Annotated in this window: 21 protein-coding genes; 3 read left to right on the top strand and 18 right to left on the bottom strand. The window is 69.3% G+C overall.

What is annotated here, in order from left to right:
• Window positions 1-23: 23 nt before the first annotated feature.
• The 15 genes from R2J76_RS08935 to R2J76_RS08865 form a co-directional block, all read right to left on the bottom strand.
• A complete protein-coding gene (locus R2J76_RS08935) occupies window positions 24-2,105 on the bottom strand; it encodes a S46 family peptidase (protein WP_316415501.1) in 2,082 nt (693 codons plus the stop codon).
• Window positions 2,106-2,161: 56 nt separating this feature from the next.
• Entirely contained in the window at window positions 2,162-3,226 is a 1,065-nt protein-coding gene (locus R2J76_RS08930; RefSeq protein ID WP_316415500.1) for a protein-glutamate methylesterase/protein-glutamine glutaminase, read from the bottom strand.
• Complete coding sequence (gene cheD, locus R2J76_RS08925; protein ID WP_316415499.1) at window positions 3,223-3,834, bottom strand: chemoreceptor glutamine deamidase CheD; 612 nt, start codon at window positions 3,832-3,834, stop codon at window positions 3,223-3,225. The genes R2J76_RS08930 and cheD overlap by 4 nt, the downstream gene beginning before the upstream one ends.
• Window positions 3,831-4,643, bottom strand: a complete 813-nt coding sequence (locus R2J76_RS08920) for a CheR family methyltransferase (RefSeq protein ID WP_316415498.1) — start codon at window positions 4,641-4,643, stop codon at window positions 3,831-3,833. The genes cheD and R2J76_RS08920 overlap by 4 nt, the downstream gene beginning before the upstream one ends.
• A gap of 86 nt (window positions 4,644-4,729) precedes the next feature.
• The gene (locus R2J76_RS08915) at window positions 4,730-6,823 is read right to left on the bottom strand and encodes a chemotaxis protein CheA (protein ID WP_316415497.1); all 2,094 of its coding nucleotides are present in this window, start codon (window positions 6,821-6,823) and stop codon (window positions 4,730-4,732) included.
• 9 nt (window positions 6,824-6,832) lie between these two features.
• On the bottom strand, window positions 6,833-7,195 hold the full coding sequence (locus R2J76_RS08910) for a response regulator (protein ID WP_316415496.1): 363 nt from the start codon (window positions 7,193-7,195) through the stop codon (window positions 6,833-6,835).
• Window positions 7,196-7,204: 9 nt separating this feature from the next.
• Complete coding sequence (locus tag R2J76_RS08905) at window positions 7,205-8,275, bottom strand: methyl-accepting chemotaxis protein (RefSeq protein WP_316415495.1); 1,071 nt, start codon at window positions 8,273-8,275, stop codon at window positions 7,205-7,207.
• Window positions 8,272-8,601 (bottom strand): STAS domain-containing protein, encoded by a 330-nt coding sequence (locus R2J76_RS08900; protein ID WP_316415494.1) that lies wholly within the window; start codon window positions 8,599-8,601, stop codon window positions 8,272-8,274. Before R2J76_RS08900 ends, R2J76_RS08905 begins: the two co-directional genes overlap by 4 nt.
• A 4-nt stretch (window positions 8,602-8,605) precedes the next feature.
• Window positions 8,606-9,100, bottom strand: a complete 495-nt coding sequence (locus tag R2J76_RS08895; protein WP_316415493.1) for a chemotaxis protein CheW — start codon at window positions 9,098-9,100, stop codon at window positions 8,606-8,608.
• A 21-nt stretch (window positions 9,101-9,121) separates the two neighbouring features.
• The gene (locus R2J76_RS08890) at window positions 9,122-12,574 is read right to left on the bottom strand and encodes a methyl-accepting chemotaxis protein (protein ID WP_316415492.1); all 3,453 of its coding nucleotides are present in this window, start codon (window positions 12,572-12,574) and stop codon (window positions 9,122-9,124) included.
• A gap of 454 nt (window positions 12,575-13,028) precedes the next feature.
• Window positions 13,029-13,526, bottom strand: a complete 498-nt coding sequence (gene lspA, locus R2J76_RS08885) for a signal peptidase II (RefSeq protein WP_316415491.1) — start codon at window positions 13,524-13,526, stop codon at window positions 13,029-13,031.
• Entirely contained in the window at window positions 13,523-16,252 is a 2,730-nt protein-coding gene (gene ileS, locus R2J76_RS08880; RefSeq protein ID WP_316415490.1) for an isoleucine--tRNA ligase, read from the bottom strand. Before ileS ends, lspA begins: the two co-directional genes overlap by 4 nt.
• 131 nt (window positions 16,253-16,383) lie before the next feature.
• Window positions 16,384-17,952: an L-aspartate oxidase gene (gene nadB, locus R2J76_RS08875; RefSeq protein WP_316415489.1), complete on the bottom strand. Its 1,569-nt coding sequence runs from the start codon at window positions 17,950-17,952 to the stop codon at window positions 16,384-16,386.
• A complete protein-coding gene (locus R2J76_RS08870; protein ID WP_316415488.1) occupies window positions 17,949-18,725 on the bottom strand; it encodes a DUF309 domain-containing protein in 777 nt (258 codons plus the stop codon). The genes nadB and R2J76_RS08870 overlap by 4 nt, the downstream gene beginning before the upstream one ends.
• A complete protein-coding gene (locus R2J76_RS08865; RefSeq protein WP_316415487.1) occupies window positions 18,725-19,426 on the bottom strand; it encodes a MotA/TolQ/ExbB proton channel family protein in 702 nt (233 codons plus the stop codon). The genes R2J76_RS08870 and R2J76_RS08865 overlap by 1 nt, the downstream gene beginning before the upstream one ends.
• Window positions 19,427-19,536: 110 nt before the next feature.
• Here R2J76_RS08865 and R2J76_RS08860 point away from each other — a divergent pair, with 110 nt between their 5' ends.
• The 3 genes from R2J76_RS08860 to tatC all read left to right on the top strand — a co-directional run bounded on the left by R2J76_RS08860 (window position 19,537) and on the right by tatC (window position 22,017).
• Entirely contained in the window at window positions 19,537-20,892 is a 1,356-nt protein-coding gene (locus R2J76_RS08860; RefSeq protein WP_316415486.1) for a UDP-glucose dehydrogenase family protein, read from the top strand.
• Window positions 20,893-20,988: 96 nt separating this feature from the next.
• The gene (gene tatA, locus R2J76_RS08855) at window positions 20,989-21,177 is read left to right on the top strand and encodes a twin-arginine translocase TatA/TatE family subunit (RefSeq protein ID WP_316415485.1); all 189 of its coding nucleotides are present in this window, start codon (window positions 20,989-20,991) and stop codon (window positions 21,175-21,177) included.
• 24 nt (window positions 21,178-21,201) lie between these two features.
• A complete protein-coding gene (gene tatC, locus R2J76_RS08850; RefSeq protein WP_316415484.1) occupies window positions 21,202-22,017 on the top strand; it encodes a twin-arginine translocase subunit TatC in 816 nt (271 codons plus the stop codon).
• Window positions 22,018-22,209: 192 nt separating this feature from the next.
• Here tatC and R2J76_RS08845 read toward each other — a convergent pair whose 3' ends face one another.
• The 3 genes from R2J76_RS08845 to R2J76_RS08835 are packed head-to-tail and all read right to left on the bottom strand — an operon-like array spanning window position 22,210 to window position 25,565.
• Complete coding sequence (locus tag R2J76_RS08845; RefSeq protein WP_316415483.1) at window positions 22,210-22,515, bottom strand: hypothetical protein; 306 nt, start codon at window positions 22,513-22,515, stop codon at window positions 22,210-22,212.
• Window position 22,516: 1 nt separating this feature from the next.
• A complete protein-coding gene (locus R2J76_RS08840) occupies window positions 22,517-23,686 on the bottom strand; it encodes a DUF4388 domain-containing protein (protein ID WP_316415482.1) in 1,170 nt (389 codons plus the stop codon).
• Between the two features lie 4 nt (window positions 23,687-23,690).
• Entirely contained in the window at window positions 23,691-25,565 is a 1,875-nt protein-coding gene (locus R2J76_RS08835; RefSeq protein WP_316415481.1) for a tetratricopeptide repeat protein, read from the bottom strand.
• Window positions 25,566-25,570: the final 5 nt, after the last annotated feature.

Here is a 25,570-nt window from a genome sequence, read left to right as displayed (position 1 = left end):
ACGGTGGAAGGCATGGGTTGTCGTTATTTCGAGCCTTCCAGTTCCTTCACGACCCAGCCGGCGTCCATGATCTTCACCAGGGCCTCCCGGATGGCCCGGGCGTCCACGGCGATGGAGCGCTTGCTGGTGCCGTCGTACACGTAGTACCCGGCCTGGGCCTCGATGTTGCTGTCGAAGTTGAGGCCCACCAGTTCGCCCTTGGCGTTGACCACGGGGGAGCCGGAATTGCCGCCCACGGTGTCGCAGGCGTAGGCGAAGTTGAAGGGGGTGGCCAGGTCCAGCTTGTCCTTGAGGTCCCACCAGCGCCTGGGCAGGGACCACACCCCGTGCTCGGCTTCGGGGCCCCAGCCGATGGCGCGGTCGTAGAGCCCGTAGAAGGTGGTGAAGGGCTGGATGAGGGTGCCGTTGGCGGGATAGGTGGCCACGGGGCCGAAGGTGAGGCGCAGGGTGAAAGTGGCGTCGGGGTAGATGGCCTTGCCGTACACCTGGAACCGGGCCCCGGCGATGCGGCCGCCGTGCTCGTCCAGGACGCTCTGCACCTCCTCCTGCTGCCGGGCCTGGGCGGCGCGGACGAGGGGATCCAGCACCCGCGCGAAGGCGATGAGGGGATCCTTGCTGGCGGCCAGGGCCGGGGCGCCGCCCTCCATCAGGGCCTTGCGGGCGGCGGGATCGGCCAGGGCGGTGCCGTCCACCGCGGCCCGGGCCGCGGCCTCGGGGGTGCGCCCGGCCAGGAGCGCCTTCACGGCGGGGTGGCCTTCGCCCAGCTGGCGCAGGACCTCGCGCAGGCCCTCGGCGATGCGCACCTTCTCCAGGTCCAGGTGCACGGGGGCGGGATTGAGGAGCTTGTCCCGGGTGGCCTTCAGGGCCCCGTCGGTGAATTCGGGCAGGCGCTTGTCGGTGGGAAGCGCCGCTTCCGCGGGCATGCGCACCAGGGTGAGGGCCTTGAGGAGGAAATCGGAGCCCAGCACGTCCCGGACGGCCAGGAGCGAGGTCTCGCCCAGCAGCTCCTTCTGGCGCTTCACGGCCTGGGCGATGCGGTCCCAGCTGGGGAGCACCGCGGCCTTGAGGGCGGGATCCCGCTCCACCCGGGCCTTGAGCTCCTGTTCGGCCTTTTCCACCTTCTCCAGGTTGCCGGGCTTGCGCAGGCCCAGGAGCATGCCTTCCATGCGCTTGACGCCGTTGTCGATGCCGTAGATGGCGTCGGCGGTGATGCGCCGGGGCTCGTCGCCGGTGGCGGCGAAGGCCACCAGCGCGGCGCGCCGGCGCAGCTGGGTGGCGATGCGGGCCGGGATGGAGACGTCCCGGGCGTAGCTCATCTGGGCGAAGGTCTCCTGGCGGTACGTGGTGCCCGGGTGGCCCGAGACCAGGGTGAGGTCGCCGTTGCGCAGGGGGGACGTGGCCCAGGGCAGGAAGGCCTCGGGGCGGTAGGGCGCGCCGTTCTCGTAGACCCGGAACAGGGCGAAGTCCAGGTTGTGGCGGGGGAAGGTGTAGTTGTCGGGATCGCCGCCGAAGGAGGCCAGCTGCAGTTCCGGGGCCGCCACGAGGCGCACGTCGGTGAACTTGCGGTAGCCGTAGAGCCAGTGCTCCCCGCCGTGGTAGAGGTTCACGGCCTGCCAGGTGAGGCCGGTCCGGGCCTCCTCCGCCTTGATGAGGGCCGAGATGGCGTTGCGGCGGGCCTTGAGGGCCTCCGCTTCGGGCAGGCCCTTGGCGGCCTCCCGCACCCTGGCCGTGACGTCCTGGGTGGAGACCAGCATCATCAGCTCCAGGCCCGGGACCTTGAGCTCATGGGCCCGGTCCGCGGCCGTGAAGCCCCCGCGGATGTAGTCCCGGTCGGCCGTGGCCACCTGCTGGATGGAGCTGCGGCCCACGTGGTGGTTCGTGATGACCAGGCCCTCGGCGCTCACGAAGGCGCCGGTGCCCCCGGGAAAGCGCACCGTGGCGAGCTGGAGGTGCCGGAGCCACGCCGCGTCCGGCGCGAACCCGTAGGCGGCCTTCATGCGCGCGGCGGGCACGTTGTCGAAGGTCCACATGCCCTCGTCGGAGCGCAGGGCCGGAGCGGCCAGCAGCACGGCCATGGCGGTCAGGACGGAGGAACGCAAATGCATGGGGACTCCTGGGGACGGGTGTATACCTCGCATAATGGTACACCAGTCCCCGGGGTTCAGGCGTGGTTCCACCCCACGATGTACTTCGCGATGTGCTTGAGGGGAACCAGTTTCTGGACCCCGCCCCGCTCGTGGGCCATGCGGGGCATGCCGTAGATCAGGCAGCTCTCCTCGTCCTGGCCGAGGGTGGTGGCGCCTGCCTGGCGCATCTCCAGCAGGCCCTGGGCCCCGTCGTCCCCCATGCCGGTGAGGATGATGCCCAGGGCCTTGGGGCCGCAGGCCACGGCCACGGAGCGGAAGAGCACGTCCACGGAGGGCAGGTGGCGGCTGACCCGGGCGCCGCCCACCAGGCGCAGGCGCAGGGCGTTGCCCAGGGGGGCGACGGTGAGGTGGTAATCGGAGGGGCCCAGGTAGATGGTGCTGTCCTGGGGTTCCTCCCCGTCCACGGCCTCCCGCACGGGCACTTGGCAGAGCCGGTCCAGTTGCCGGGCGAAAGCCGAGGTGAAGCCGGGCAGGATGTGCTGCACCAGGAGGATGGGCGGGAGTCCGGCGGGCAGGCGCGGGAGGATTTCCTTGAGGGCCTCGGTGCCGCCCGTGGAACTGCCGATGGCGATCACTTCGGACAGGGCCCGGGAGCGCCCCGGCCGAAGGAGGGGCAGCACCGCGTCCGGCCCGAGCCTGGGCTGGACCGCCGCGGCCGGGGCGCGGACCCGCACCCGGGCGTAGGAGGCCGCGTGGACGGCCTCGGCGATGGCCTGCCCCATGGCCTCCAGCCCCTGGAGCGGATCGTGCTCGGGCTTGCCCACCACGTCCACGGCGCCCCGCTCCAGGGCCTCCATGGCCACCGCCGTGCCCCGGGCCGTGAGCGAGGACACCATCACCACGGGCATGGGATGGTGGCGCATGACCTTGGTGAGGAAGGTGAGGCCGTCCATGCGCGGCATTTCCACATCGAGGGTGAGCACGTCGGGCTGGAGCCGGGTGATCTGCTCCCGGGCCTCGTAGGGATCCGCCGCCTCCCCCACCACCTCCAGGTCGGGATGGGCCGCCAGGACCACCTTCAGGATGTTGCGGACCAGGGCGGAATCGTCCACCACCAGGACTCGGCGCTTGGGGGTCATGGGAACAGCTCCACATCGGGTTCGTCGGTGCCCTGGCTCAGGCGGGCGAAATAGGCCTGCTCGCGCCGGACGAGGGTCCGGTTCCTGAGCTTCGAGATACGCTTGACCAGGACCTGGCCGGTGGCGGGGAAGAAATACACCTTGAGGGGAAAGCTGCCGCCCAGGTCCTCGGCCAGCCGCGGGATGCCTTCGACCCGGAGGAAATCCCGGATGAACAGGGCGTTGCGCTGTCCGATATCGCTCAGGCCCGCCATCACCTGGCCGCCCCCGAAGACCTTGGCCACCAGGCGCTGGCGCCCGGCGCCCAGGTGCAGCATCTCGTTGATGAGGAGTTCCATGGCGCCGGCCCCGTACCGGGCGGCGTAGTAGGGGTCGTCCTGGCGGGGCTCGGGCTGGATGGGCAGCATGAAGTGGTTCATGCCGCCGATGGCCAGGACCGGGTCCAACAGGCACACCGCCACGCAGGATCCCAGCACCGTGACGATCGCCTCGTCGGCGCCGGTGGCATAGAATTCCCCCGGCAGGATCTTCATGGCCGGGCACTGGAAATGCCGGTCGAAGTACCGGGACGCCCTTTCCGGGACCGGCTGCTTAAGGCGGGGGCTCATGGGTCGCGCCGGCGGAAGACGGTGCCGCCCAGGGATTCGAAGCCCAGGGAGGCGTCCATGAGGGACTCGGAATGGCCCACCATCAGGAGGCCCCCCGGAACCAGGGTGCGGTGGAACCTGCGGACGATCTCCCGCTGGGTCTCCTTGTCGAAGTAGATCATCACGTTCCGGCAGAAGATCACTTCGAAGCTGGAGGGCCCGGGCCAGTTGCCCTCCAGCAGGTTCATGGGGTGGAAGTCCACCAGGGCGCCCACCTCCGGGCGCACCCGGACCCGGCCGGCCTGCCCTCCCCGGCCCTTGAGGAAGGCCAGGCGCAGCCAGGCCGCGGGCAGATCCTTGACCCGCGCCTGGTCGTAGATGCCCGCGCGGGCCTCCTGGAGCACCGCGGAATCCAGGTCGGTGGCCAGGATCCGCGCGGGGCTCCCCGGGAATTCGGCGTGCAGGACCATGGCCACCGAGTAGGGCTCCTCCCCCGTGGAGCAGCCCGCGCACCACACGCGGATCGGCCGGGGCAGCGGGTCGAGGCTCCGGAGCCACTGGGTCAGCTTGCTGAAATGGTGCTCCTCCCGGAAGAACCGGGTGAGGTTGGTGGTGAGGGCGTTGATGAAGGCGGTCCATTCCGCCCCGCCGGGGTCCGATTCCAGCCAGGCCAGGTATTCCGGGTAGGTGCCCAGGCCCAGGTGCCGCAGGCGGCGGTTGAGGCGGGACTGGACCATGGGCAGCTTGCCGGGCCCCAAGTGGATGCCGGTGCGGGCATGGAGCAGGGTGCGCAGCCGCTCGAAGGTCTTCGGGTCCAGGGCCGAAGGCATCCCGGGCAGGGGCGCCCCCGGGCCCGCGGGGGCATCCGGGGGCCTGGCCTTCGGGCCGTTCGGGGGGACCCCGGGGGAACCCATGGTCAGACCGGGGCGGGGAGGGGAGAGGACTCCAGGTGGATCAGCTCGGCCACGTCCAGGATGAGCGCCACCCTCCCGTCCCCGAGGATCGTGGCCCCGGAGATGCCCTGGACCTTCCGGTAGTGCGTGTCGAGGCTCTTGATGACCACCTGCTGCTGGCCCAGGACCTCGTCCACCCTCACCGCGGCCCGGCGCCCGTCGCTCTCCACCACCACCAGCAGATCGTCCCCTTCCCTCCCGCCGTCCCGGTCCCCCAGGCTGAGCACGGCCTCCAGGGGCAGCACGGGCATGAAGGAGCCGCGCAGGTTGATGACGTGCCGGTCGCCCTGGATCGACTGGATGGATCCGGGCCTGGGCTTGAAGCTCTCCAGGACCAGGGACAGGGGGAAGACGTAGGTCTCGGTGCCGATGCGCACCGTCAGGCCGTCCAGGACCGCCATGGTGAGCGGCAGGACCAGGCGGAAGGTGGATCCCGCGCCCAGGCGGCTCTCCACCTCCACGCGGCCCCCCAGGGCGCGGATGTTCTGGCGCACCACGTCCAGCCCCACCCCCCGGCCCGAGAGATCCGAAACCGCGGCCGCGGTGGAAAAGCCCGGTTCGAAGAGGAGGGCGTAGACCTCCTCGTCGCTCATGCGGGCATCGGCGGCCACCATGCCCTTCTCCTGGGCCTTGGCCAGGATGCGCTGCCGGTCCAGGCCCCGGCCGTCGTCCTGGATCTCGATGAAGATGTTGCCGCCGCGGCTGCTGGCCTTGAGCGAAAGGGTGGCCTGGGCGGGCTTGCCGGCGGCGATGCGCTGCTCCACGGGCTCCAGGCCGTGGTCCAGGCCGTTGCGCACGAGGTGCGTGATGGGGTCCACCAGCATCTCGATGAAGGTCTTGTCCAGTTCCGTGGCCTGGCCCTCCATGACCAGGTTCACGTCCTTCTCCAGCTGCTTGGCCAGCTCCCGCACCATGCGCGGGAACCGGGAGAAGATCATCTCCACCGGCACCATGCGCACGCCCATGACGCGCTCCTGGAGCTCCCGGGTCAGCCGTTCCAGGGCCACCAGGGCCTCGTTGAACCGGGCGATGCCGTGGGCGGTGGCCATTTCCTGGGCGCTCTGGGCGAGCATGGTCTGGGTGATGACGATCTCCCCCACCAGGTTCACCAGCTTGTCGATCTTGTCCGTGGCCACCCGCAGGGTGGACGCCTCCACCTGGGTGCGCTTCTTCTGCTGCTGCTCCACCGCCTTGGCCACGGCCTCGGGGCGCGCGGCGCCCATCTCCACCAGCAGGTCCCCGATGTTGGCCTGGCGCGACAGGGCGTCCTGGACCTGGTGGGGGCTCACCTCGCCGCTGCCCACCAGGATCTCCCCCAGGAGGGGCACCCGGTCCGCCTTCTCATCGAGGGGCTTGATGGCGAGGTTGGCTCCGTCGTTGACGAATTCGAAGACCTCCTCCACATCCGCCAGGGGGGCGCCGGTCTCCAGGTGGATGTTCCACAGGAGGTGGCAGTCCTCGGGCTCCAGGCCGTCCAGGGGCGGAAGGGTCGCGGGGTCGAGCCAGAAGCGCGCGGTGCCCAGCTTCTCCAGGTCGCGGAAGATGCGCTCCAGATTGATGCCCCTGCGGAACAGGTCCAGGGGGGCCTGGAAACGGATCTGGTAGGCGCCCAGGGAGGGCGGAGGGGGCGCGGGCGCGGGACGGGCCGCGGGCGCGGCGGTGCCCTGGGCGAGCCGGGCCAGTTCCTGGAGGGTGGTGGCCTCGTTGGCCAGGTCCCGGGGCTGCAGGGCGGACCCCGACCGGGCCTGCCCCAGGTGCGCGCGCAGCACGTCCACGGCGCCCAGGAGGATCTCCTGCAGTTCCGGGGTCATGGCCAGGCGGCCCTGGCGCACCGGCTCCAGGGTGCTCTCCAGCTGGTGGGTGAAGGCGGCGATGGCGGGGAACCCGAAGGTGGCGGCGTTGCCCTTGATGGAGTGCGCGGCCCGGAACAGGGTATGGAGGTCCTCCACCTCGGGGTTCGCGAAGTCCAGTTTCAGGAGGACGGCCTCCATGCCGTCCACCAGCTCCGTGCTCTCCTCCAGGAAGCTCTCCTTGAAGGCATCCATCGCGTCGGCCATGCCCTCACCTCAGATGACTTTTTCCACGATTTCCAGGAGTTTCTCGGGACTGAAGGGCTTGACGATCCAGCCGGTGGCCCCGGCCTCCTTGCCCCGCACCTTGAAGTCCTGGCCGGATTCGGTGGTGAGCACGAGGATGGGGGTGTAGCGGAAGCCCGCCTGGGCCCGCAGGCGCTGCACGAGGGTGATGCCGTCCATGTTCGGCATGTTCACGTCGGTGATCACCAGGTCCAGCTTCTTGCCGGCGGCCACCGCCAGGGCCTCGACGCCGTCGCCGGCCTCGAGGATGTCGTAGCCGGCCTTGGCCAGCGTGAAGGTGATCATCTGCCGCATGGTGACGGAGTCATCGACGGTGAGAATGGTCTTGGCCATTGCGATTCCTTAGAAGAGGTCCACTTCGCCCACGACGAGATCCCGGCTCGACACCGCGCGGTGGCGGGTGGAGGTCTCGTCCAGTTCTCCCAGCGCCCCGGAAAGCCGCCCCAGGATGGCGGCGGGGTCCGCGTCCGGGGCCTCCAGCTCTTCCACGCAGCGCCGCCAGGCCCCGGCCCTGGCCTCCAGGCTGGTGAAGACCTGGCGCACCTGGTCCAGGGTCTGCCGGGTCAGGTCGTCGAACTGCATGCCCCGCACCACGTGCCCCACCTGGGTCTCGATCTCCTGGGCGGCCACCTTCAATTCGCCCACCAGGTCCCGCACCCGGGCGTTGCTTTCCTCGATGGCCTTGGCGGCCTCCTCCGCGCGGTTCTTGGAATCCATGGCCATGCGCAGGTCCCGGTTGGCGATGCCCCCGATCTGGCCGCCGGTGCGTTCCAGGGCCCTGTTGGTCTCCTGGATGAGGATCTGGATGCCGTCGCTCAGGCCGGTGCTCCGGGCCGCGAGCTTGGACACCTCCCCCGCCACGATCGCGAACCCCGCGCCGAAGTTCCGGGCGTGGGCCGCCTCGATGTTGGCGTTCAGGGAGAGGAGGCTGGTGCGGGCGGCGATCTCCACCAGCTCGCCCAGGTTCTGCTCCATGCGCGAGGAGAGGGTCTGCACCTCCCCCACCCCCGCCGTCACCTCGCGGATGGATTCCGCGATGGCCAGGATGTTGCTCATGAGGGAATCCAGCGTCCCGAGGATGCCCGACGGCGCCTTACCGGCGCCCGGCGCCTCCCCCTGCATGTCCAGGAAGGAAGCCTCCTGGATGGCCAGGACCCGCACGTACTGCTCCTGGACCTTGAGATCGAGGCTCCGCAGGGCCCGGCCCAGGGTGTCGGCGGCGTCGCTCACCAGGCTCTGGACCCGCAGGACCTCCTCCCGGCCGTAGGCCACATTGGCGGCCAGGGCATCGGCCTCCTGCCGGGCCACGGCCAGGAGCATCGCCACCACCGCCGCGTCGGGCTGGGCCAGGACCGCCGTCGCCTCGACGGGATCGCCGGCCGGCCCATTCAGGAAGGGGAACCGGATCCTCATGGGCCCACCTTCCGGCCGCCTTCCAGCAGCTGGCCCAGGCCCAGCCGCTCCATGCGGGCGGCCCACTCGTCCCGGACGCCCAGGAGCACCAGGGCCGAGCCCTTGGCCCGGAGGGCCAGGTCCATGGCCAGGAGGACCTGGAGGCCGCTCAGGTCCAGGTCGCCCACCTGGGAAAGATCCAGGCGCAGGACCGGCCCCACCGTCCCGGCCACCCAGTCCCGGGCGTCCTTGAGGAAGGGCTGGATGCCGAAGATATCCAGATCGACGCCCGGACCGGGGGCGACCGCCTCCGGGGGGCCCGGCTCCTCGCGCTGCTTTCGCGTCATCGGTTCAACCTCCGGCCTGTTCCAGTTCCTTGATATCACCCAGGCTGAGCAACTGGTCCAGGTCCAGGAGGATCAGCATGGAATCCCCCCCCTCGGCGTTGGGGACGGTGGCCAGCCCGGCGATGTACTCCTTCCCCACGGTGCCCTCCGCGCCCCAGTCCGGCGCGGGCTTGATCTGGTCCTCGTCCAGATCGAGCACGTCCGACACGGCGTCCACGCGCATGCCCAGGGTGCGGGACATCACTTCGACGATGACGATGACCGGGCGCATGCCGTCCTGGATCGCGCCGAGGTTGAAGCGCTTGCGCAGTTCAACGATGGGGACGATGGCCCCGCGCAGGTTGATGACGCCCGGCATGTAGTCAGGCGCCCTGGGAATGCGGGTGATGGGGGCCTGGCCCTGGATCTCCCGCACCTTCAGGATCGGGATGCCGTAGCTCTCCCCCGCGAGGGCGAAGCACAGGACCTGCTGGTAGGTGGTTGTCTGGGCGCTGGACATGGCGGTGCTCCTTCCCGGGCCCTAGAAGCTTTCCCATTCGTCGTCGGCCCCCTTGGGCGGGACCTGGGGCGCCTTGGGCGCGGCGATCTCCCCCTTGGCGGGGCGCTTCCGGAGGGGGACCGCCCCCCCGTGGAACTCCCCGTGGAGCTTCCCGGCCGGGGCGCGGGTCGGGGCGGGGGCGGCGGTGCCCAGGCGGGCCTGGGCGCCGAGGTTGTACTGGGACACCATCTGCCGCAGGTTCTGGGCCTGCTGGTCCAGGCTTTCGGCGGAGGCCGCGGCCTCCTCCACCAGGGCGGCGTTGTGCTGGGTGGTCTCGTCCATCTGGGTCACGGCCTTGTTGATCTCCCCGATGCCCATGGTCTGTTCGTGGGTGGCGTTGGCGATCTCGGCCATGATCCCGCTCACCTTCTGGACATTGGACACCACGTCCAGGATGATCTGGCCGGTGCGGGTGGCCACCTTCTGGCCATCCTGGGCCTTGGTGACCGAGTCCTTGATGAGGCTCTTGATCTCCTTGGCGGCGTCGGCGCTGCGCTTGGCCAGGTTGCGCACTTCCGTGGCCACCACCGCGAAGCCCCGCCCCTGCTCCCCGGCCCGGGCCGCCTCCACGGCGGCATTGAGGGCCAGGAGGTTGGTCTGGAAGGCGATCTCGTCCACGACGCTGATGATTTCATTGATCTTGCTGGAGGCGGCGTTGATGGCGTCCATGGACCCCACCAGCTGCTCCACCGCCTTGCTGCCTTCATCGGCCACCGTGCGGGCCTGGGCGGCGGCGCCGCTGGCGGTGCGGGCGTTCTCGGCGGTCTGGTTCACCACGGAGGTGAACTGTTCGAGGCTGCTGGCCGTTTCCTCCAGGCTGGAGGCCTGCTCTTCGGTGCGGGACGAAAGCTCCTGGTTGCCCGAGGCGATTTCGCCCGAGGACTGGGCCACCGCGAAGGCGCTCTCCTGGACCTTGGTGAGGACCCGGGCCTGGTTCTCGATGGTCTCGTTGAGGGCCTGGGCCACCTCGTCGAAGATGCCCAGGTACTTCCCGCGCACCCGCACCGTGAAGTCGTTGGTGGCGAGCTGCTGCAGCACCTGGTTGGATTCCACCAGGCCCTGGAGGCCGTCGATGCACTGGTTGAGGTTGTTCTTGATGGTATTGAAATCGCCGTTGTAGGTCTCGGTGACCTTGGGCGGGATCTCGCCCTTGGAAATGCGGTCGAAGAGGTTCGCGGCCATGTTGAGGGGCCCGATGACCGCGTCCAGGGTGTCGTCCACCCCCTGCACGATCTTCCGGAAATCGCCCTGGTGCCGGTTGGCGTCCGCGCGGACCTCCAGCTTGCCGTCGATGGCCGCCGTGGAGAGCATGGTCGTATCCGTGACCAGCGAGCCGATGGCCCCCTTGAGCTGGCCCATGCTGTCGTTGATGCGCTCGAACTGCTCCTTGACCAGGCCCGTGTGCTGGTTGGCGTCCTGGGTCCTGAGCTCCATGTTCAGGTCCCCCTTGGCCAGCTGGGCCAGGTTCGCGGCCAGCCGGTCCACTTCCTTGGCGGTGTAGTCGCGGACGTTCAGGGTGGCCGACAGGTCCTGCACCACCTCCACGTAGCCCACGTGCTTGCCCTTGATATTGATCAGGTTGGAGGTGTCCTGCTTGCAGCTCATGCCGCACCAGTCGAAGAAGCTCTCCCCCTTGCCCCGCTTCAGCTGCATGATGCCGCACTTCTCGGTGTTGCAGATGTTGGCGTTGGCCGTGGCGCAGGGCTTGCCGATGGCGTCCTGGCGGTCCCGGATGTAGTGCTGGCCCATCATCAGGCTCTCGAAGGCCTTGTTCAGGAACACCCACTTCATGTCGGAATCGATGACATGGATGGGGAAGGGCACGGCGTCGATGATCGCCTGGTACCAGGCGAGCTTGTCCACCACCACGTCCAGGGTGCCGTTGATCCCCTCCACCACGTGCCGGTAGCCGCCGGCGTGGCGGGAAAGGTCGGCCCGGGTGTCGAACCGCTCGGCGATGGCCGCCTCGCTCAGCATCTGGGTATCGGCCACCAGCGCGTCGATGGCCCCCTTCAGCTGCAGCATGCTGGCGTTGATGCGCTCGAACTGCTGCTTGACGACCCCCGTGTGCTGGCCGGCGTCCTGGGTCCTGAGATCCAGGTTCAGATCGCCGGAGGCCAGCTTGGCCAGGTTGGTGGCCAGGCGGTCCACTTCCTTCGTGGTGTAGTCGCCCACCTGCAGGGTCGCCGAGAGGTCCTGCACCACCTCCACGTACCCCACGTGCTTGCCCTTGACGTTGATCAGGTTGGAGGTGTCCTGCTTGCAGCTCATGCCGCACCAGTCGAAGAAGCTCTCCCCCTTGCCCCGCTTCAGCTGCATGATGCCGCACTTCTCGGTGTTGCAGATGTTCGCGTTGGCCGTGGCGCAGGGCTTGCCGATGGCGTCCTGGCGGTCGCGGATGTAGTGCTGGTCCATCATCAGCTTCTCGAAGGCCTTGTTCAGGAACACCCACTTCATATCCGTGTCGATGACGTGGATGGGGAACGGCACCGCGTCCACGATGGCCTGGTACCAGGCCAGCTTGTCCACCACCACGTCCAGGGTGCCGTTGAAGCCGTCCACGATCTTCCGGTAGTCCCCCGCGTGGCGCGAGCCGTCGGCCCTCAGATCGAACCGTTCGGCCGCGGCGGCCTCGCTCAACAGCACCGAATCCTCCACCAGGGCCCGCATGTTGCCCACCATCCGCCGCAGGGCCGCCAGGACCTCGCCGGTCTCGTCCTCGGTGACGGTGGGGATCTCCACGGAAAGGTCGCCCTTGGCCACTTCGTCGGCCACGTGCGCGCAGGAGCTCAGGGCCCTCACGATGGCCAGGCCGATGACGTACGCCACGACCCCGGTGAGCACCAGGGTGGCCAGGGTGATGAGCAGGGAGAGCAGCGCGGCGCTGGACTTGATGGCCTCGGCGTCGGCGGCGTTCTTCTTGCCCAGATCCGAGTTGTACTGGCTGTGGGCCGTGAAGTCCATGGCCGGCTTGTCGATGACCGTCTGGTTCGCGGCGAGGAGATCCCTCGCCTCGGCCTTCTTGCCGGCCCTGGAAAGGGCCAGGGCCCGGTCCGCCAGGGTGCGGTAGGCGAGCACGGAGGCCCGTTCCGCTTCCAGCAGCCGGCGTTCCTGGTCGCCGCTGACCCCGTTCCGCTCGAAGGCGTCCAGCCCCTTCGCCACCCGGCCCTCATCCTCGGCGATCCGCCCCTCCAGGCGGGCCAGGGTGCCCGGCTCCACCTGGGCGATGTGCTGCCAGAGCGTCCTGCGGATGCTCTCCATGGCCACCTGGGCCGAGTTGATCTCCACCAGTTTGGGCACCGTGGTGGCGCTGCCGAAGCTGGCGGCGTCGTACACGCGCTCCGTCTGGTACCGGTTGAGCACGGCCAGGACCAGGATGCCGGCCAGGGCCGTTGCCGCCACAGCCGCCAGCTTCTTGCGGATGGTGAATCGCATGGACCACCTCATGAGGATGGGTTAAGAAGCTTCACGTGCCATGCCGGCCCGCACTCCGCCTGCCATGGCTGGGTTCCCATAGTTGAGAAAAAGGCTCAATATCACCTCGTCTTATTCACGATTGAGGTAATAAACCCTATCGGCCTTGGAATACGAAACTTTAATAGCCATAAAACTAATTTTATTTTCCCCCCGGGGCCTTCGGAATCATGGGCCAGGGGGAGGCTTCAGCGCCAAAGGGGGTGCGGGAAAAGGCGGTTCCCGGGTGGACGGTGTAGACGGACGGGAATAGCGGTGGCGCCCCGCAACCGGGTGTGGGGTTCCGGTAAGGGCGAGTAATAAACCATTACGCCGAGCACGCTGCGCCTGGGCGTTCGAGCCCCTTCCCGGAACCCGCCTGGATACGCCGTTCAGGCGGAACGCGTCCGCGGATCCCTTCGCCCCAGGAAGCGGCCTATTCCTGCGGATTCCCGGCCTTCGCCCGCAGGGCGGCCCGGAGCAGGGTGATGCCCAGGAGCACGCCCCCGCAGACGATGAAGCTGTCGGCGAGGTTGAAGGTCCAGTAGTGCCAGCCCCAGAATTCGAAATCCAGGAAGTCCACCACGGCGCCGTGGCGGAAGCGGTCCAGGCCGTTGCCCAGGGCCCCGCCCAGGACGAGGCCCAGGGCCACGCGCTGGAGGGTGGGGGTGGATTCCCGCAGGAACTCCCAGCCGAAGTACAGGACGGCGGCGATGCCGGCGACGACGAAGATGGCCGTGCGCACCCGGGGCGGGGCCCCGCCCAGGGTGCCGAAGATGGCGCCGGGGTTGTAGCCCAGGGTCAGGCTGAAGAAGCCCGGGATGACCACCTGGGTGCCCCGCTGCGCGAGCAGGCCCAGGATCCAGGCCTTGGAGGCGATGTCCGCGGCCAGGGCGGCCGCGGGGAGGAGGAGCCAGGGCAGGCGGCGGTTCATGCCTGGGTCCGCACCACGTCCCAGCACCGGGGACACAGGTCGGCGTCCTCGCCCTGCCCTGCACCGCCCTTGTGGTTCCAGCAGCGGGGGCACTTGACGCCGGCGTGGGCGGCGACGGCCACCTCGAGGTCGGGGGCGGACTGCAGCTCGAGGCCGCCGATGACCAGGAGGTCCTGGGGATCCTCGCCCAGGCGCCCCAGGAGGGCCAGGTCGGCGTCGGGAAGCCGCAGGGTGACCTGGGCGTCCAGGCTGGTGCCGATGGTCTTGGCGGCCCGGTGGGGCTCCATGGCGGCGTGCACGGCCTGGCGGATCTCCCAGAAGCGGTTCCAGTCGGCCGACGCCGGGTGGGGCGTGCCCTGGGGGAAGCGCTGCTCGAAGACCGAATCCGTGGTGCCGGGGATGTTCTCCCACACCTCGTCGGCTGTGAAGGTGAGGATGGGCGCCAGGAGGGCCGAGAGGCCCTGGGCGAGCTTCCAGCACAGGGTGCGGCAGCTCCTGCGCCGGGCGGAGCCGGGGGCGTCGCAGTACAGGCGGTCCTTGATGATCTCGAAGTACTGGCCGGAGAGTTCCAACTGGCAGAAGGCGTGCAGGGCCTGGGCGGCGTCCATGAAACGGTAGTGCCGGAAGGCGTCGGTGACCTGGTCGGCCATGTCGCCGAAGGCCCCCCACACCCAGGCGTCCAGGGGCGAGAAGTCCTTTTCGGGCACCGCGTCGACGGCGGGATCGAAATCCGCCAGGGCGCCCAGGAGGAAGCGCAGGGTGTTGCGGATCTTCCGGTAGGCGTCGGCGGAGCGCTCCAGGATCTCCTTGGAGATGCGCACGTCCTCGTTGTAGTCCACGGAGGCCGTCCACCACCGGAGGATGTCGGCCCCCAGGGTCTTCATGATCTCCTCGGGGGTCACGGTGTTGCCCAGGCTCTTGCTCATCTTCTGGCCCTTGCCGTCGAGCACGAAGCCGTGGGTGACGACGGTGTCGTAGGGCTTGTCGCCCGTGGCCGCGAGGTTGAAGAGCAGCGAGGAGTGGAACCAGCCCCGGTGCTGGTCCGAGCCCTCCAGGTAGATGAACTTGCCGTAGTCCTCGCGGCTCAGCTCGGGATGGGTGTCGCACACGACGGCGGCGCTGACGCCGGAGTCGATCCACACGTCCAGGATGTCGGTCTCCTTGGCGAAGGCGTCGGCGCCGCACTTGGCGCACACGGCGCCCGCGGGCTTGAGCTGCTCCAGGGGCAGGTCGGCCCAGGCCTCCACGCCGCCGGCCTCGATGGCCGCGGCGGCCTTGGCGAAGATGTCGGCGGTGGCCAGGGGCTCGCCGCACTCGGTGCAGCGCAGCACGGTCAGGGGCGTGCCCCAGGCGCGCTGGCGGGAGATGCACCAGTCCGGGCGTCCCGCGATCATGGCGTGGATGCGGTTGCGGCCCTGGGCGGGGACCCAGCGGGTGCTGTCCACGCCCTCCAGGCCCAGCTCGCGGAGCGTCTTGCCCTTGCCGGTGAGCTCGTCGTCCATGGTGATGAACCACTGTTCCGTCGCCCGGAAGAAGATGGGCGTCTTGGTGCGCCAGCAGTGGGGGTAGCTGTGGGTGAGCATCTCGTCGTGGAGGAGGGCGCCGGAGCTGCGCAGGCGCTCCACCACCAGGGCATTGGTGTCGAAGATGTTCTTGCCTTCCAGCTCGGGGTCGTTCACCTCGGCCGTGAAGCGCCCGTCGGGACCCACCAGCTGCAGGAGGCCCAGGTGGTGGGCGAGGTTGAAGTCGTCCACGCCGTGGTCGGGGGCCGTGTGCACCAGGCCCGTGCCGGTGTCGGCGGTGACGTAGTCGGCGAGCAGCACCGGGCTTTCGCGGTCCAGCCAGGCGTGGCGGGCCTTGAGGCTCTGGAAGGCCTTGCCCTTGCGGATCTCCTTCACGTGGAAGGGCAGGCCCAGGCGGCGCTGGAAGTCCTCCTGGAGGGCCACGGCCACCAGGTAGTGGCGCTCCCCGGCCTGCACCACGGCGTACTCCATTTCCGGGTGCATGGCGATGGCGAGGTTGCTGGGCAGGGTCCAGGGGGTGGTGGTCCAGATGGGCAGGTCCAGGGGCGTGGGCAGGTTCATGCGCCGGGCCTCGGCGTCGGGCACCGGGAAGGCCACGGTGATCGCGGGACTGGTCTTGTCGGCGTACTCCACCTCGGCCTCGGCCAGGGCGGTGCGGGCGCCGTAGCTCCAGTGCACCACCTTGAGCTTGCGGGTGACGGCCCCGCACTCGAAGAGCCTGGCCAGGAGCCGCACCACGTCGGCCTCGTAGCGGGGCTGCATGGTGACGTAGGGATCCTCCCAGACGCCCAGGACGCCCAGGCGCTGGAAGCCGGTGCGCTGGGAATCGATCCACTTCTGGGCGTAGACCCGGCACCGGGCCAGGAAATCGGCGCGGCTCATCTCCCGGCGCTTGGGGCCCAGGTCGCGCTCCACGGCGTGCTCGATGGGAAGGCCGTGGCAGTCCCAGCCGGGGATGTACGGGGATTCGTACCCGTCCAGCCACAGGGACTTGACCACCATGTCCTTGAGGATCTTGTTGAGGGCGTGGCCGATGTGGATGGCGCCGTTGGCGTAGGGGGGGCCGTCGTGGAGGATCCTGCGGCCCTTGCCCCTGCCGGCGGCGTTGTCGGCCCTCCTGCGGGCCTCGACCCGGGCGTAGAGGCCTTCGGCCTTCCACTTCTCGAGCCGCTTGGGTTCCCGCTGGGGGAGATCCGCCTTCATGGGGAAATCGGTGCGGGGAAGAAAAACGGTATAGCGTTTCCTGGTCGAGTCGGCCACGGCGCCCTCGTGCGCTAAGGGGGTCCACCCGAGGACCCCAGGGTTGATCCTCCAGTAAACCAAGGAAACCCGGTTCAGTCCAGACGGTAGTGGCAGCCCCGGGATTCGGGGTTCTGCAGCGCCGCCTTGAAGATGAGCCGCGCGCAGAGGATGCCGTTGCGCAGCTCCAGCAGGCTCCGGGACAGGGGCGCCGCGCGGTAGAAGGCCTCGATGCGGTGGTAGAGGTAGCCCATGTCGCCCCTGCCCCGCAGGAGCCGGTCCCGGGTGCGCACGATGCCCGCGTAGTTCCAGAGGGTGGTGCGGATGCTGGTCCAGTCCTGCTCGATCAGGAGCGGGTCGGGCTCGGGGCCCGGGGGCACGGGCTTCCAGGCCTCCAGGGAATCCGGGTCCGGCAGCGCGGTGTCGCGGCTTTCCGTGGCGCAGGCCTCGCCGGCGCGGTAGCCCCACACCAGGCCCTCCAGGAGGGAGGAGGAGGCGAGGCGGTTGGCCCCGTGCACCCCGGTGCAGGACACCTCGCCCACGGCGAAGAGCCCCGGGAGGCTGGCCCTGCCGTCCAGGTCCACCGCCACGCCGCCGCAGAAGTAGTGGGCGGCGGGCACCACGGGGATGGGCTGGGCCAGGGGCTCCAGGCCCGCCTTGCGGCAGGTGGCCAGCACCGTGGGGAACCGCGCCTCCAGGTCCAGGCGGGCCTTGAGGGGCTCCAGGTCCAGGTACATGCAGGGCTCGCCCGTGGCGGCCATCTCCTGGAAGATGGCCCGGCTCACCACGTCCCGGGGGGCCAGCTCCAGCCCTTCGGGCGCGTACTTCGACATGAAGCGCTCCCCCGCGCCGTTGACCAGGTGGGCGCCCTCGCCGCGCAGGGCCTCGGTGAGCAGGGTCCGGGGCCGTCCGGGGACGTAGAGGGTGGTGGGGTGGAACTGCACGTACTCGCAGTTCACGATGCGGGCCGAGGCCCGGTACGCCGCGGCCAGGCCGTCCCCGGTGGCGGAGGCGGGGTTGCTGGTGTGGAGGTAGAGGTAGCCCAGGCCGCCCGTGGCCAGGATGGTGCGCCGGGCCAGGCACATGCGCACCTGGCCGTCCGGGGCCAGGCCGTAGGCGCCCCACACCTGGATGGGGTCGTAGACCCGCCGGGGGTCGCGGCTGTGGTGGGGCACCGTGAGCAGGTCCACCAGGGAGTGGCTCTCGAAGATGCGGATCCGGGGATGGGCGCGCACCTTGGCGGTGAGGGCGGTCTGGATGGCGCGGCCCGTGGCGTCCTTCACGTGCCAGATGCGCCTCGCGCTGTGGGCGGCCTCGGCGGTGGGCTCGGGCTCCAGGGCGCCGGTGTGGTCGAAGTCCACCCCCACCTGCTTCCAGAGGAATTCCCGGCAGAGGATGGGTCCCTGCTCGGCCAGCAGGGCCACGGCCTCGGGCTTGCAGAGCCCGGCGCCGGCGGCCTCCACGTCCGAGGCGAGCAGCTCGGCGGAATCGTGGGCGTCCGGGGGCGGCATGCCGATGATGCCGCCCTGGGCGTAGGCCGTGTTGGACTCCCCCAGGGAATCCTTGGCCACCACCACCACGTCGGCGCCCAGTTCCGCGGCCCGCAGCGCCGCCGAACACCCGGCGATGCCGCCGCCCAGAACCAGTACGTCGCAGGTGATCACGTCAGCTCCCATTCCGGCCGGTCGAGGGCCCACAACCGTTCCCAGGGGGGTTCCTCGGCCCGCTCGCCGAATTCGTCGTCCAGGGCCGCCAGCCGCTCCCGCACCAGGTCCAGGGCGGCCCCGTACGAAACGGTGCCCCAGGGGGTAGCCAGCGCGTCCCCGCCGCCCAGGGCCTCCACCGCGTCCTCCAGGAGGCCGGCCATGCCCGGGGCGTTCTGCACCTGCAGGTGGTGGTGGCCGGCGGCCATGAGGATGAGGCCCTGGAGGCCGCCGCGCAGGGGCCCCTCGGCCTCCAGCCACAGGGGCTCCAGGGCGTCGTGGCACTCGTGGAAGAGCGCCGCGTTGAACAGGGACACCCCCGCGGCCAGCGGATACCGGTCGCCTCCGGGCAGGCCCAGGAGGGCCAGGAGGGTCACGCCGCTGCGCAGGCTCACCAGGGAGGAGAGGGGATCCCAGATGCGGTGGGGGACCCAGCCCCCCGGACCGCGGTCGGCGGTGTCCGGGAAGCGGGCCAGGACGTCCCGCCAGGCCCGCTCCGGATCCTCCTGGGGCAGCATGGCGGCGGCCCGGGCCAGCAGCTCGGCCTCGGGGAGGCCCCCGGGGAATTCCTCCCGCACCCGGGGCGCGCCCAGGACCGTGGGCCAGGCCAGGAGCGCCCGGTCCGCGGGGTCGGCCAGGGCCGCCTCCAGGCGGGAGCGCAGGAAACCAAGGACCGGCCGGGGCAGCCCGGGCTGGCGCTGCCAGAAGACGGGGGTGCGCGGGCCGCAGGTCATCAGGTGAAGTTGCGTTCGGAGACGCCGATGAATTCCAGGGAGAAGTCGTCCAGCTCCGTCTGCCAGTGCTTGAGCTGGCCCTGGAAGAAGTTGTAGGCCATCAGGGCGGGGATGGCGGCCACCAGGCCCAGGGCCGTGGCCACCAGGGCCTCGGAGATGCCGGGGGCCACCGTGGCGAGGCTGGCGTTGCCCGCCGTGCCGATGCCGTGGAAGGCGTCGATGATGCCCCACACCGTCCCGAACAGGCCCACGAAGGGGCTCACGGCCGCGATGGTGGCCAGGATGCCCAGGTAGTTCTCCATTCGGCCCATCTCCACCACCGAGGCCCGCTGGAGGCAGCGCTCCACGGCCTCCATGCTCTTGATCTGGGGTTTCTGGCCGGCGGGGCCCGGCGCGGGGCGCAGCTGGTAGTTCACTTCGGAAAAGCCCGCGGTGAAAAGCCCCACCAGGGGGCTCATGGTGAATTCGCCGGCGCGGCCCTTGAGCTCGCCCCAATTGGTGGTCTTGCGGAACACGGCCCGGAAGCTGTCGGTGACGCCCTTGCTGCGGCTGAGCAGGATCGCCTTCTGCACGATGATGACCCAGCTGGTGATGGAGAAGGCCCCCAGGATCAGCAGCACGACCCGGGCCACGGTGCCGGCGTGGAGCACCACTTCCCAAAGGTTGACACCCTGTCCTGCCATCAGGCCCATGTAAGCCATGATTCCTCCTTCGCAGGTGATTCTACCAAGGCTCGCGCTCCAGTTGGGCAACGGATACACTTGAAGGGGTGCGCCCCTGCGCGACACCGTCACACAGCGAGAGGAAGAGAATGCAGATCCTGGTCATCGGCACTGGATATGTGGGCCTTGTGGCCGCGGCCGGCTTCGCGGAAGCCGGGCACCGCGTGCTGGGCATCGACAACGACGCGGGCAAGATCGCCAAGATCCGCGAAGGCGTCTCCCCCATCTACGAGCCGGGCCTGGACGAGCTCCTGGCGCGGCACCAGGCCTCGGGTTCCCTGGCCTTCAGCCTCGATCTCAGCGACGGCATCGCCGCGGCCGACGCCGCCTTCATCTGCGTGGGCACGCCCCAGAGCGAGGACGGCAGCGCGGACCTGCAGTACGTGCTCTCGGTGGCCGGCGCCATCGGATCGGCCATGGCCCTGCGCCCCCTGGACGCCAAGCCCCTCGTGGTGGTGGACAAGAGCACCGTCCCCGTGGGCACCGCGGCCCGGGTGCACGCGGCCATCGCGGCCAAGACGGACCGCCCCTTCGAGGTGGTGTCCAATCCCGAATTCCTGCGCGAGGGATGCGCCATCGACGATTTCATCCGGCCCGACCGGGTCGTGGTGGGCTGCAGGACGGATCATGCCGCCGCCGTGATGAAGGGGCTCTACGGGAAATTCCTGGAGGCCAGCGGCGGCCAGTGGCTCCGCATGGACCCCCCCAGCGCCGAACTGACCAAGTACGCCGCCAACGCCATGCTCGCGCTGCGCATCAGCTTCATCAACGAGATCGCCGGCCTGTGCGAGAAGGTGGGCGCGGACGTGGATTTCGTCAAGCAGGGCATCGGCAGCGACCACCGCATCGGGAAATTCTTCCTGAACCCCGGCCCCGGATTCGGCGGAAGCTGCTTCCCCAAGGACCTCCAGGCCCTCCTGAAGGTGGGCCGGGAGAACGCCCATCCCCTGCGGGCCCTGGAAGCCACGGTGGAGGCCAACCGCCACCAGAAGCAGGTGCTGGCCCTGAAGGTGCGCGCCCACTACGATTGCGCCTCGGGGGCCCCCGCGCCGCTGGCGGGGCGCAGGTTCGCCCTGTGGGGCCTGGCCTTCAAGGCCCACACGGACGACATCCGCGAGGCCATGAGCATGGAGCTCATCGACAGCCTCGCGTCCCTGGGCGCCCGGGTCGTGGTGCACGACTTCGAGGCCATGGAGAACGTCAAGGCCAAGCTGGGGGACCGGGTGGAGTACGCCGCGGACTTCATGGAGGCCTGCAGGGGCGCCGACGCCCTGCTCATCGCCACCGAGTGGCCCCAGTACGCCGCCGCGGACCTGGAGAAGGTGGGCGGCCTCCTGAAGGCCAAGGTGATGTTCGACGGACGGAACCTGTTCCGGCCGGAGGCCATGAAGGCCGCGGGCTGGACCTACCATTCCATCGGCCGCGTAACCGTTTCCCAGGCATAAACTTACCCCTAAGGCGCCGAATCGTGCCAACCTGACGATGGCCTCAGGTCCGCGTTGGCGCCTCGAAGCCTCTGACCAGATCAAGGAGAAGGACCCATGGGCAATCTCGGTTTGACGGAAATGCTTCTGATCGGCATCCTGCTGCTGATCTTCTTCGGCCCCTCCAAGCTGCCCGAACTGGGCAAGGCTCTGGGCAAGGGGATCCAGGAGTTCAAGAAGGCCAGCCGCGAGATCACCGACTCCGTCAAGGAGGACGTCGGCAGCAACCCGTCCGAGAAGAAATAGCTCGGGGCGCCCGACCTCCCCTTCATGACGACACCCGAAACGCCACCCAACCAGATGTCCTTCTGGGAGCACCTGCACGAGCTGCGGGTGCGGCTCATCCGCAGCCTGCTCATCGTCGCGGGGGCCTTCGCCCTGACCTACTTCTTCCGTTTCCGGCTCATGGTATGGGCCCAGAAGCCCTTCATGGAAACGTTCAAGAAGCACGCCATCGCCCAGGCCCAGGCCGCCCACCTGCCGATCCCCACGGTCTTCGATCCCTTCGCCTACACCAGCCTCACGGAGCCCTTCTTCTCCCTCATGAGGCTGGCCGTGTGGGCCGCGATCTTCGTGGCGGCGCCCTTCCTCTTCGGCCAGATCTGGGGCTTCATCAAGCCCGGGCTCTACAGCCGCGAGCGGCGCTTCGCGATCCCCTTCGTCCTGGTGACCACCGGCTGCTTCCTGGGGGGGGCCGCCTTCGCCTACTGGAACGCCTTCGCCTTCCTGGGGGACATCCTCTTCAAGGAGGCCATGCAGGCCGGACTGCGCACCAACCTGCACCTGGAGGACTACCTGGACCTCTTCATCTACACGGTGGTGGGCACGGGCCTCATGTTCGAGCTGCCGGTGCTGGTGTTCTTCCTGGCGCGCTTCCGCCTGGTCACCGCCACCTGGCTGCTGAAGTACTGGCGCCACGCCACGGTGGCCATCTTCACCATCAGCGCCTTCCTGACCCCGGGCGACGTCATCGTCACGACGATCTTCTTCGGGGTGGTGCTGGAGGCCCTCTATTTCGTCTCCGTCCTGGTGGCCTGGTTCGCCCGTCCCCGCAAGCCGCGGCTGGATGTGATCGAACCGGAGTAGGACCATTCTGACCGTGTAAAAGATCCTGCTTTTCCCAGCGCCCCAGCGAGCCCTCTGCGCCCCAGCGTTTGATTTTTTCTAGGTTCCCCCGGCGCGATTGTTACAATCGCGCCGGGAATTCCAGGAAAGGATCAAACGCTGGGGCGCAGAGGGCTCGCTGGGGCGCTGGGAAAAGAAAAAAATGACGCCTTATTAGCTTTGGGTGCGGGTTCCAGGGGCGTGGCGGAACCGGCCCGGGATGTCGCTGGCGGTCAGTTCCACGGATTTCCGGAATACGTCCCCCAGGTCCAGGGGCCTGTGCCTGCGGATGCGCTGGGCGGGCGGAAGGGGCCAATCCCACTCCAGCCCTTCAAGCACCTGTTCCAGTTCCCGAAGCTGCTTGCGCCGCGCCGGATCGGCCTCGAACAGGAGGTCCAGTCTGACCAGCGCGAGCTGGAGGAAGGCGTCGGGATCCTGGAAGAGTTCCAGGCGGGGCGAAGGGTTTGCGGCGAAACGCATCCTAGGTGGCCGGCGCGGGATCCAGGTCCTTGTCCTGGGGCGTGGGCACCAACGGATTGGGCTGCCGGCTGAGATCCGGGATGACCAGGTGGGGATCCAGGGCGATGCCCAGGGATTCCGCCAGCTTCCGGCCGCCGTCGGCGGGGGAGGCCATGCGGAAGGCCCACACCTGGCGGGCCATGGTGGCGGGGTCCGTGGACACCTGCACATCGGCGCGCTGGAGGCTGGCCAGGCCCTGGTTGGCGGAGGCCCTGGAATGGGGCACGTAGAAGGCCAGGGGGAACGCCAGGAAGAGGACCACGGCGGGCCAGAACAGCCAGGACGGGCCCTGGGGGGGAGCGGCCTCCCGGCCCATCATGGCGGGGGGCAGGACCCACACGGAGGGCTTGCGCTCCTCGGCCTCCGACGAGACCTCCAGGATCCCGGCCTCCAGGAGCTGGGCGATCATCTTGCAGGTGTCCAGCTCGTCGTAGCGGCTGATCTGGAGCACGTTCTGGATGCTGGTGGAGCTGGAGAAGTAGGTGAGCACCGTCTCCTGCTCGTGGGTGAGGCCCGAGCCCTCCACGTTCATGGACGCGCCGTCCAGCACCTGGGAGAGGTCCTTGTCGATGTCCAGGTTCAGGCCCGCGCCGTAGGCGGTCTTGCGCAGCGGGAGGCCGTTGTCGGGGAGGCGGCGCTGGACCTCGGGCCACTCGTCCATGATCCGCGCCGCCTCCATGAGGACGGTGTCCACCGGGATGGCGGGGAAATTCTCCCGGTCCAGCTCCTGGGGCAGGATGGAATCGAAGCGGTAGTCCCCCTCCACCCACCGGAAGGTGCGGTAGATGATGGACATGGCCTGGTTGAACAGGGCGTCCTGGAGATCCTGGGGCGAAACCCGGCCCGATTCCAGGAGGAGGGTGCCCATGCGCTTGAGGGTCTGGCGCTGGCGGTGGATCATGGCCATGAGCTCTTCGCCCGAAAGCCGCCCCAGGCGCACCAGCATGGCGCCCACCCGGTCCTCCATGCGCACCTGGTTGGAATCGCAGCCGACGATCTCCCCCTGGTCGAAGAAGATCTTCACGAACTCCTGGGCGCGGGAGAGCACCAGGGTCCCGCTCTTCCCCTGGGTCTTGATCATGTTGAACAGGGAAAAGAGATCGAAATCGCGGAGCGAGCCTTCCAGAGCCATTCGCCTATCCCCTTCTCGGCAGGAGCTTCAACCAGGAGCGAAGAAACAGCACCGCCAGCAGCATAAGCCCCAGGGGCATCCAGATGGAAGCCGGATCCGGCAGAACCTCCCCGGAGTAGCGCACGGACCGCCCCGTGGCGAGAACGACGCCCAGGGCGAAGCACAGGAAGGAATACTCCAGCAGGCCCTCCCGGGTCTCCCCGATGAGCACCAGGTCCGCCCCGGGCAGCAGCAGGATGAGGCTCCGGTGCAGCCAGCGCTGGGCGGACTGGAAGGATCCCACCTCCTCCACCTTCCGCTTGCGGCTCTCCCCGTGGAGCCCGTCCTTGAGCACGAAGAGGTGATGGCACTTGGAGCACACGAAGGCATCCGGGCTGTCGGTGGTGTGGAAGGGGTCGCCGCACCGGGTGCACTGGGACGGGTGCGCCTCGCTGATGCTCTTCTTGAGGCGGAAATAGAAGGCCACCGCGGCCGCGATGGGAAGGCAGAAGTTGAAGATCAGGAGCAGGTCCCGGGCGCGGCCAGGCCCTCGGTCGGCGGGCGCCTCCTGGGCACTGGCCAGGACGGCCACCCGGGCCGGGTTGTCCGGAAGGGGGAGGGCGAAGGTGCGCTGGTCGTTGCGGGCCTGATTGGCGGCCAGGATCCGGTTGAAGGTGTCCGGGGCGATCCGCCTGGCATCCTCCTGCTTGGCGAAGCCCAGGGGCCCGTCCATCTGCCGGAAGGCCACCACGCTCTGGTTCAGGAGGATTTCGCCCCGGTCCGGCCCCAGGAGGGCGGCCTCGTCGAAGCAGGCCTGGGCCCCGGTGAGGTCGCCCAGCTGGTATTTGGCCACGCCCAGGTTGTTGAGGACCTCGGCGCGGTCGGGATGGGTCTTGCGCAGGGACCCGAAGGTGGCCAGGGCCCGGGACCATTCCTGGAACTGCAGCTGGCGCCAGCCCTCCAGGAAGGTGCGGTCGTCCTGGGGCAGGAGGGACAGGGCATGTTCCATTCCCGTCTGGGCCTGGGGCCGCAGCTGGAGGGTCACGATGCTGGGGCTGGGCCGCACGGCGGCCATGGGCTCCAGGAGGGACAGGGCCGGATGGACCAGCTGCAGCAGGAGGATCAGGAGGGTCGCCCGGATCTCCAGGGGCAGGAGGAAGGGCGCCAGCAGCCAGAGCCAGACCATGGCGACGATGCCGGGGTCCAGGCCGAAGATCACCGGCAGCGTGATCAGGAAGGCCCCCAGGAGCGCCATCACGTGCGGGTTCATGGCGCCGCGCCGCAGCGGCTCCTCCCAGATGTTGCGGAACACCCGGCGGTACCGGATGGCCAGGGTGAGGGCGAATCCCCACAGGAGCAGGGTGGCCATGAGCCGCACCCAGGCCAGGTGCTGGACGGCCCAAAGCCAGCGGTGGTAGGGATTGGCCAGGCGGAGCCGGGTCAGCTCCAGCACGTCGGCGATGCTCCACAGGTACCCCTGGGGGCCCTGCTGGCGCATGAGGATGACCCGGGTGCCCAGGAGGGTCGGGTACCGGGGCGCCCAGCGTTCCACGGTGTCGACCACCTTCAGGCCCAGGGCCGGCTCGCCCTGGGCGCCCAGGTCCCGGGCGTAGATGGCCATGGCCTCCACCAGGGGCAGCACGTCCAGGGTTCCGTAGGTCCGGCGCAGAAGCTCCACGTCCTGGACCGCGGCCTGGATGGCGGCGGGGTCCCCGGAACGGAAGGCGGGCTTGAGCCGCTCCGCGCAGTGGCTCAGGGCCACGGCGGGGAGCAGGTCCTGGTGGACCCGGGGGGCGGGCTCGGGGACGGCAGCGCACAGGCCGCCGGCCATCACCAGGAGAAGGACGCCCAGGAGAACTCTAACGCTTTTATTTGAAGCATTTATCACTGCGCTGAGCATTCTGG

Origin of the sequence: Mesoterricola silvestris (assembly GCF_030295405.1) — a bacterium.
Lineage (GTDB): Bacteria > Acidobacteriota > Holophagae > Holophagales > Holophagaceae > Mesoterricola > Mesoterricola silvestris.
Note: the sequence above shows the minus strand (reverse complement) of the source record. Positions and strands in the feature narration are given on the sequence as shown.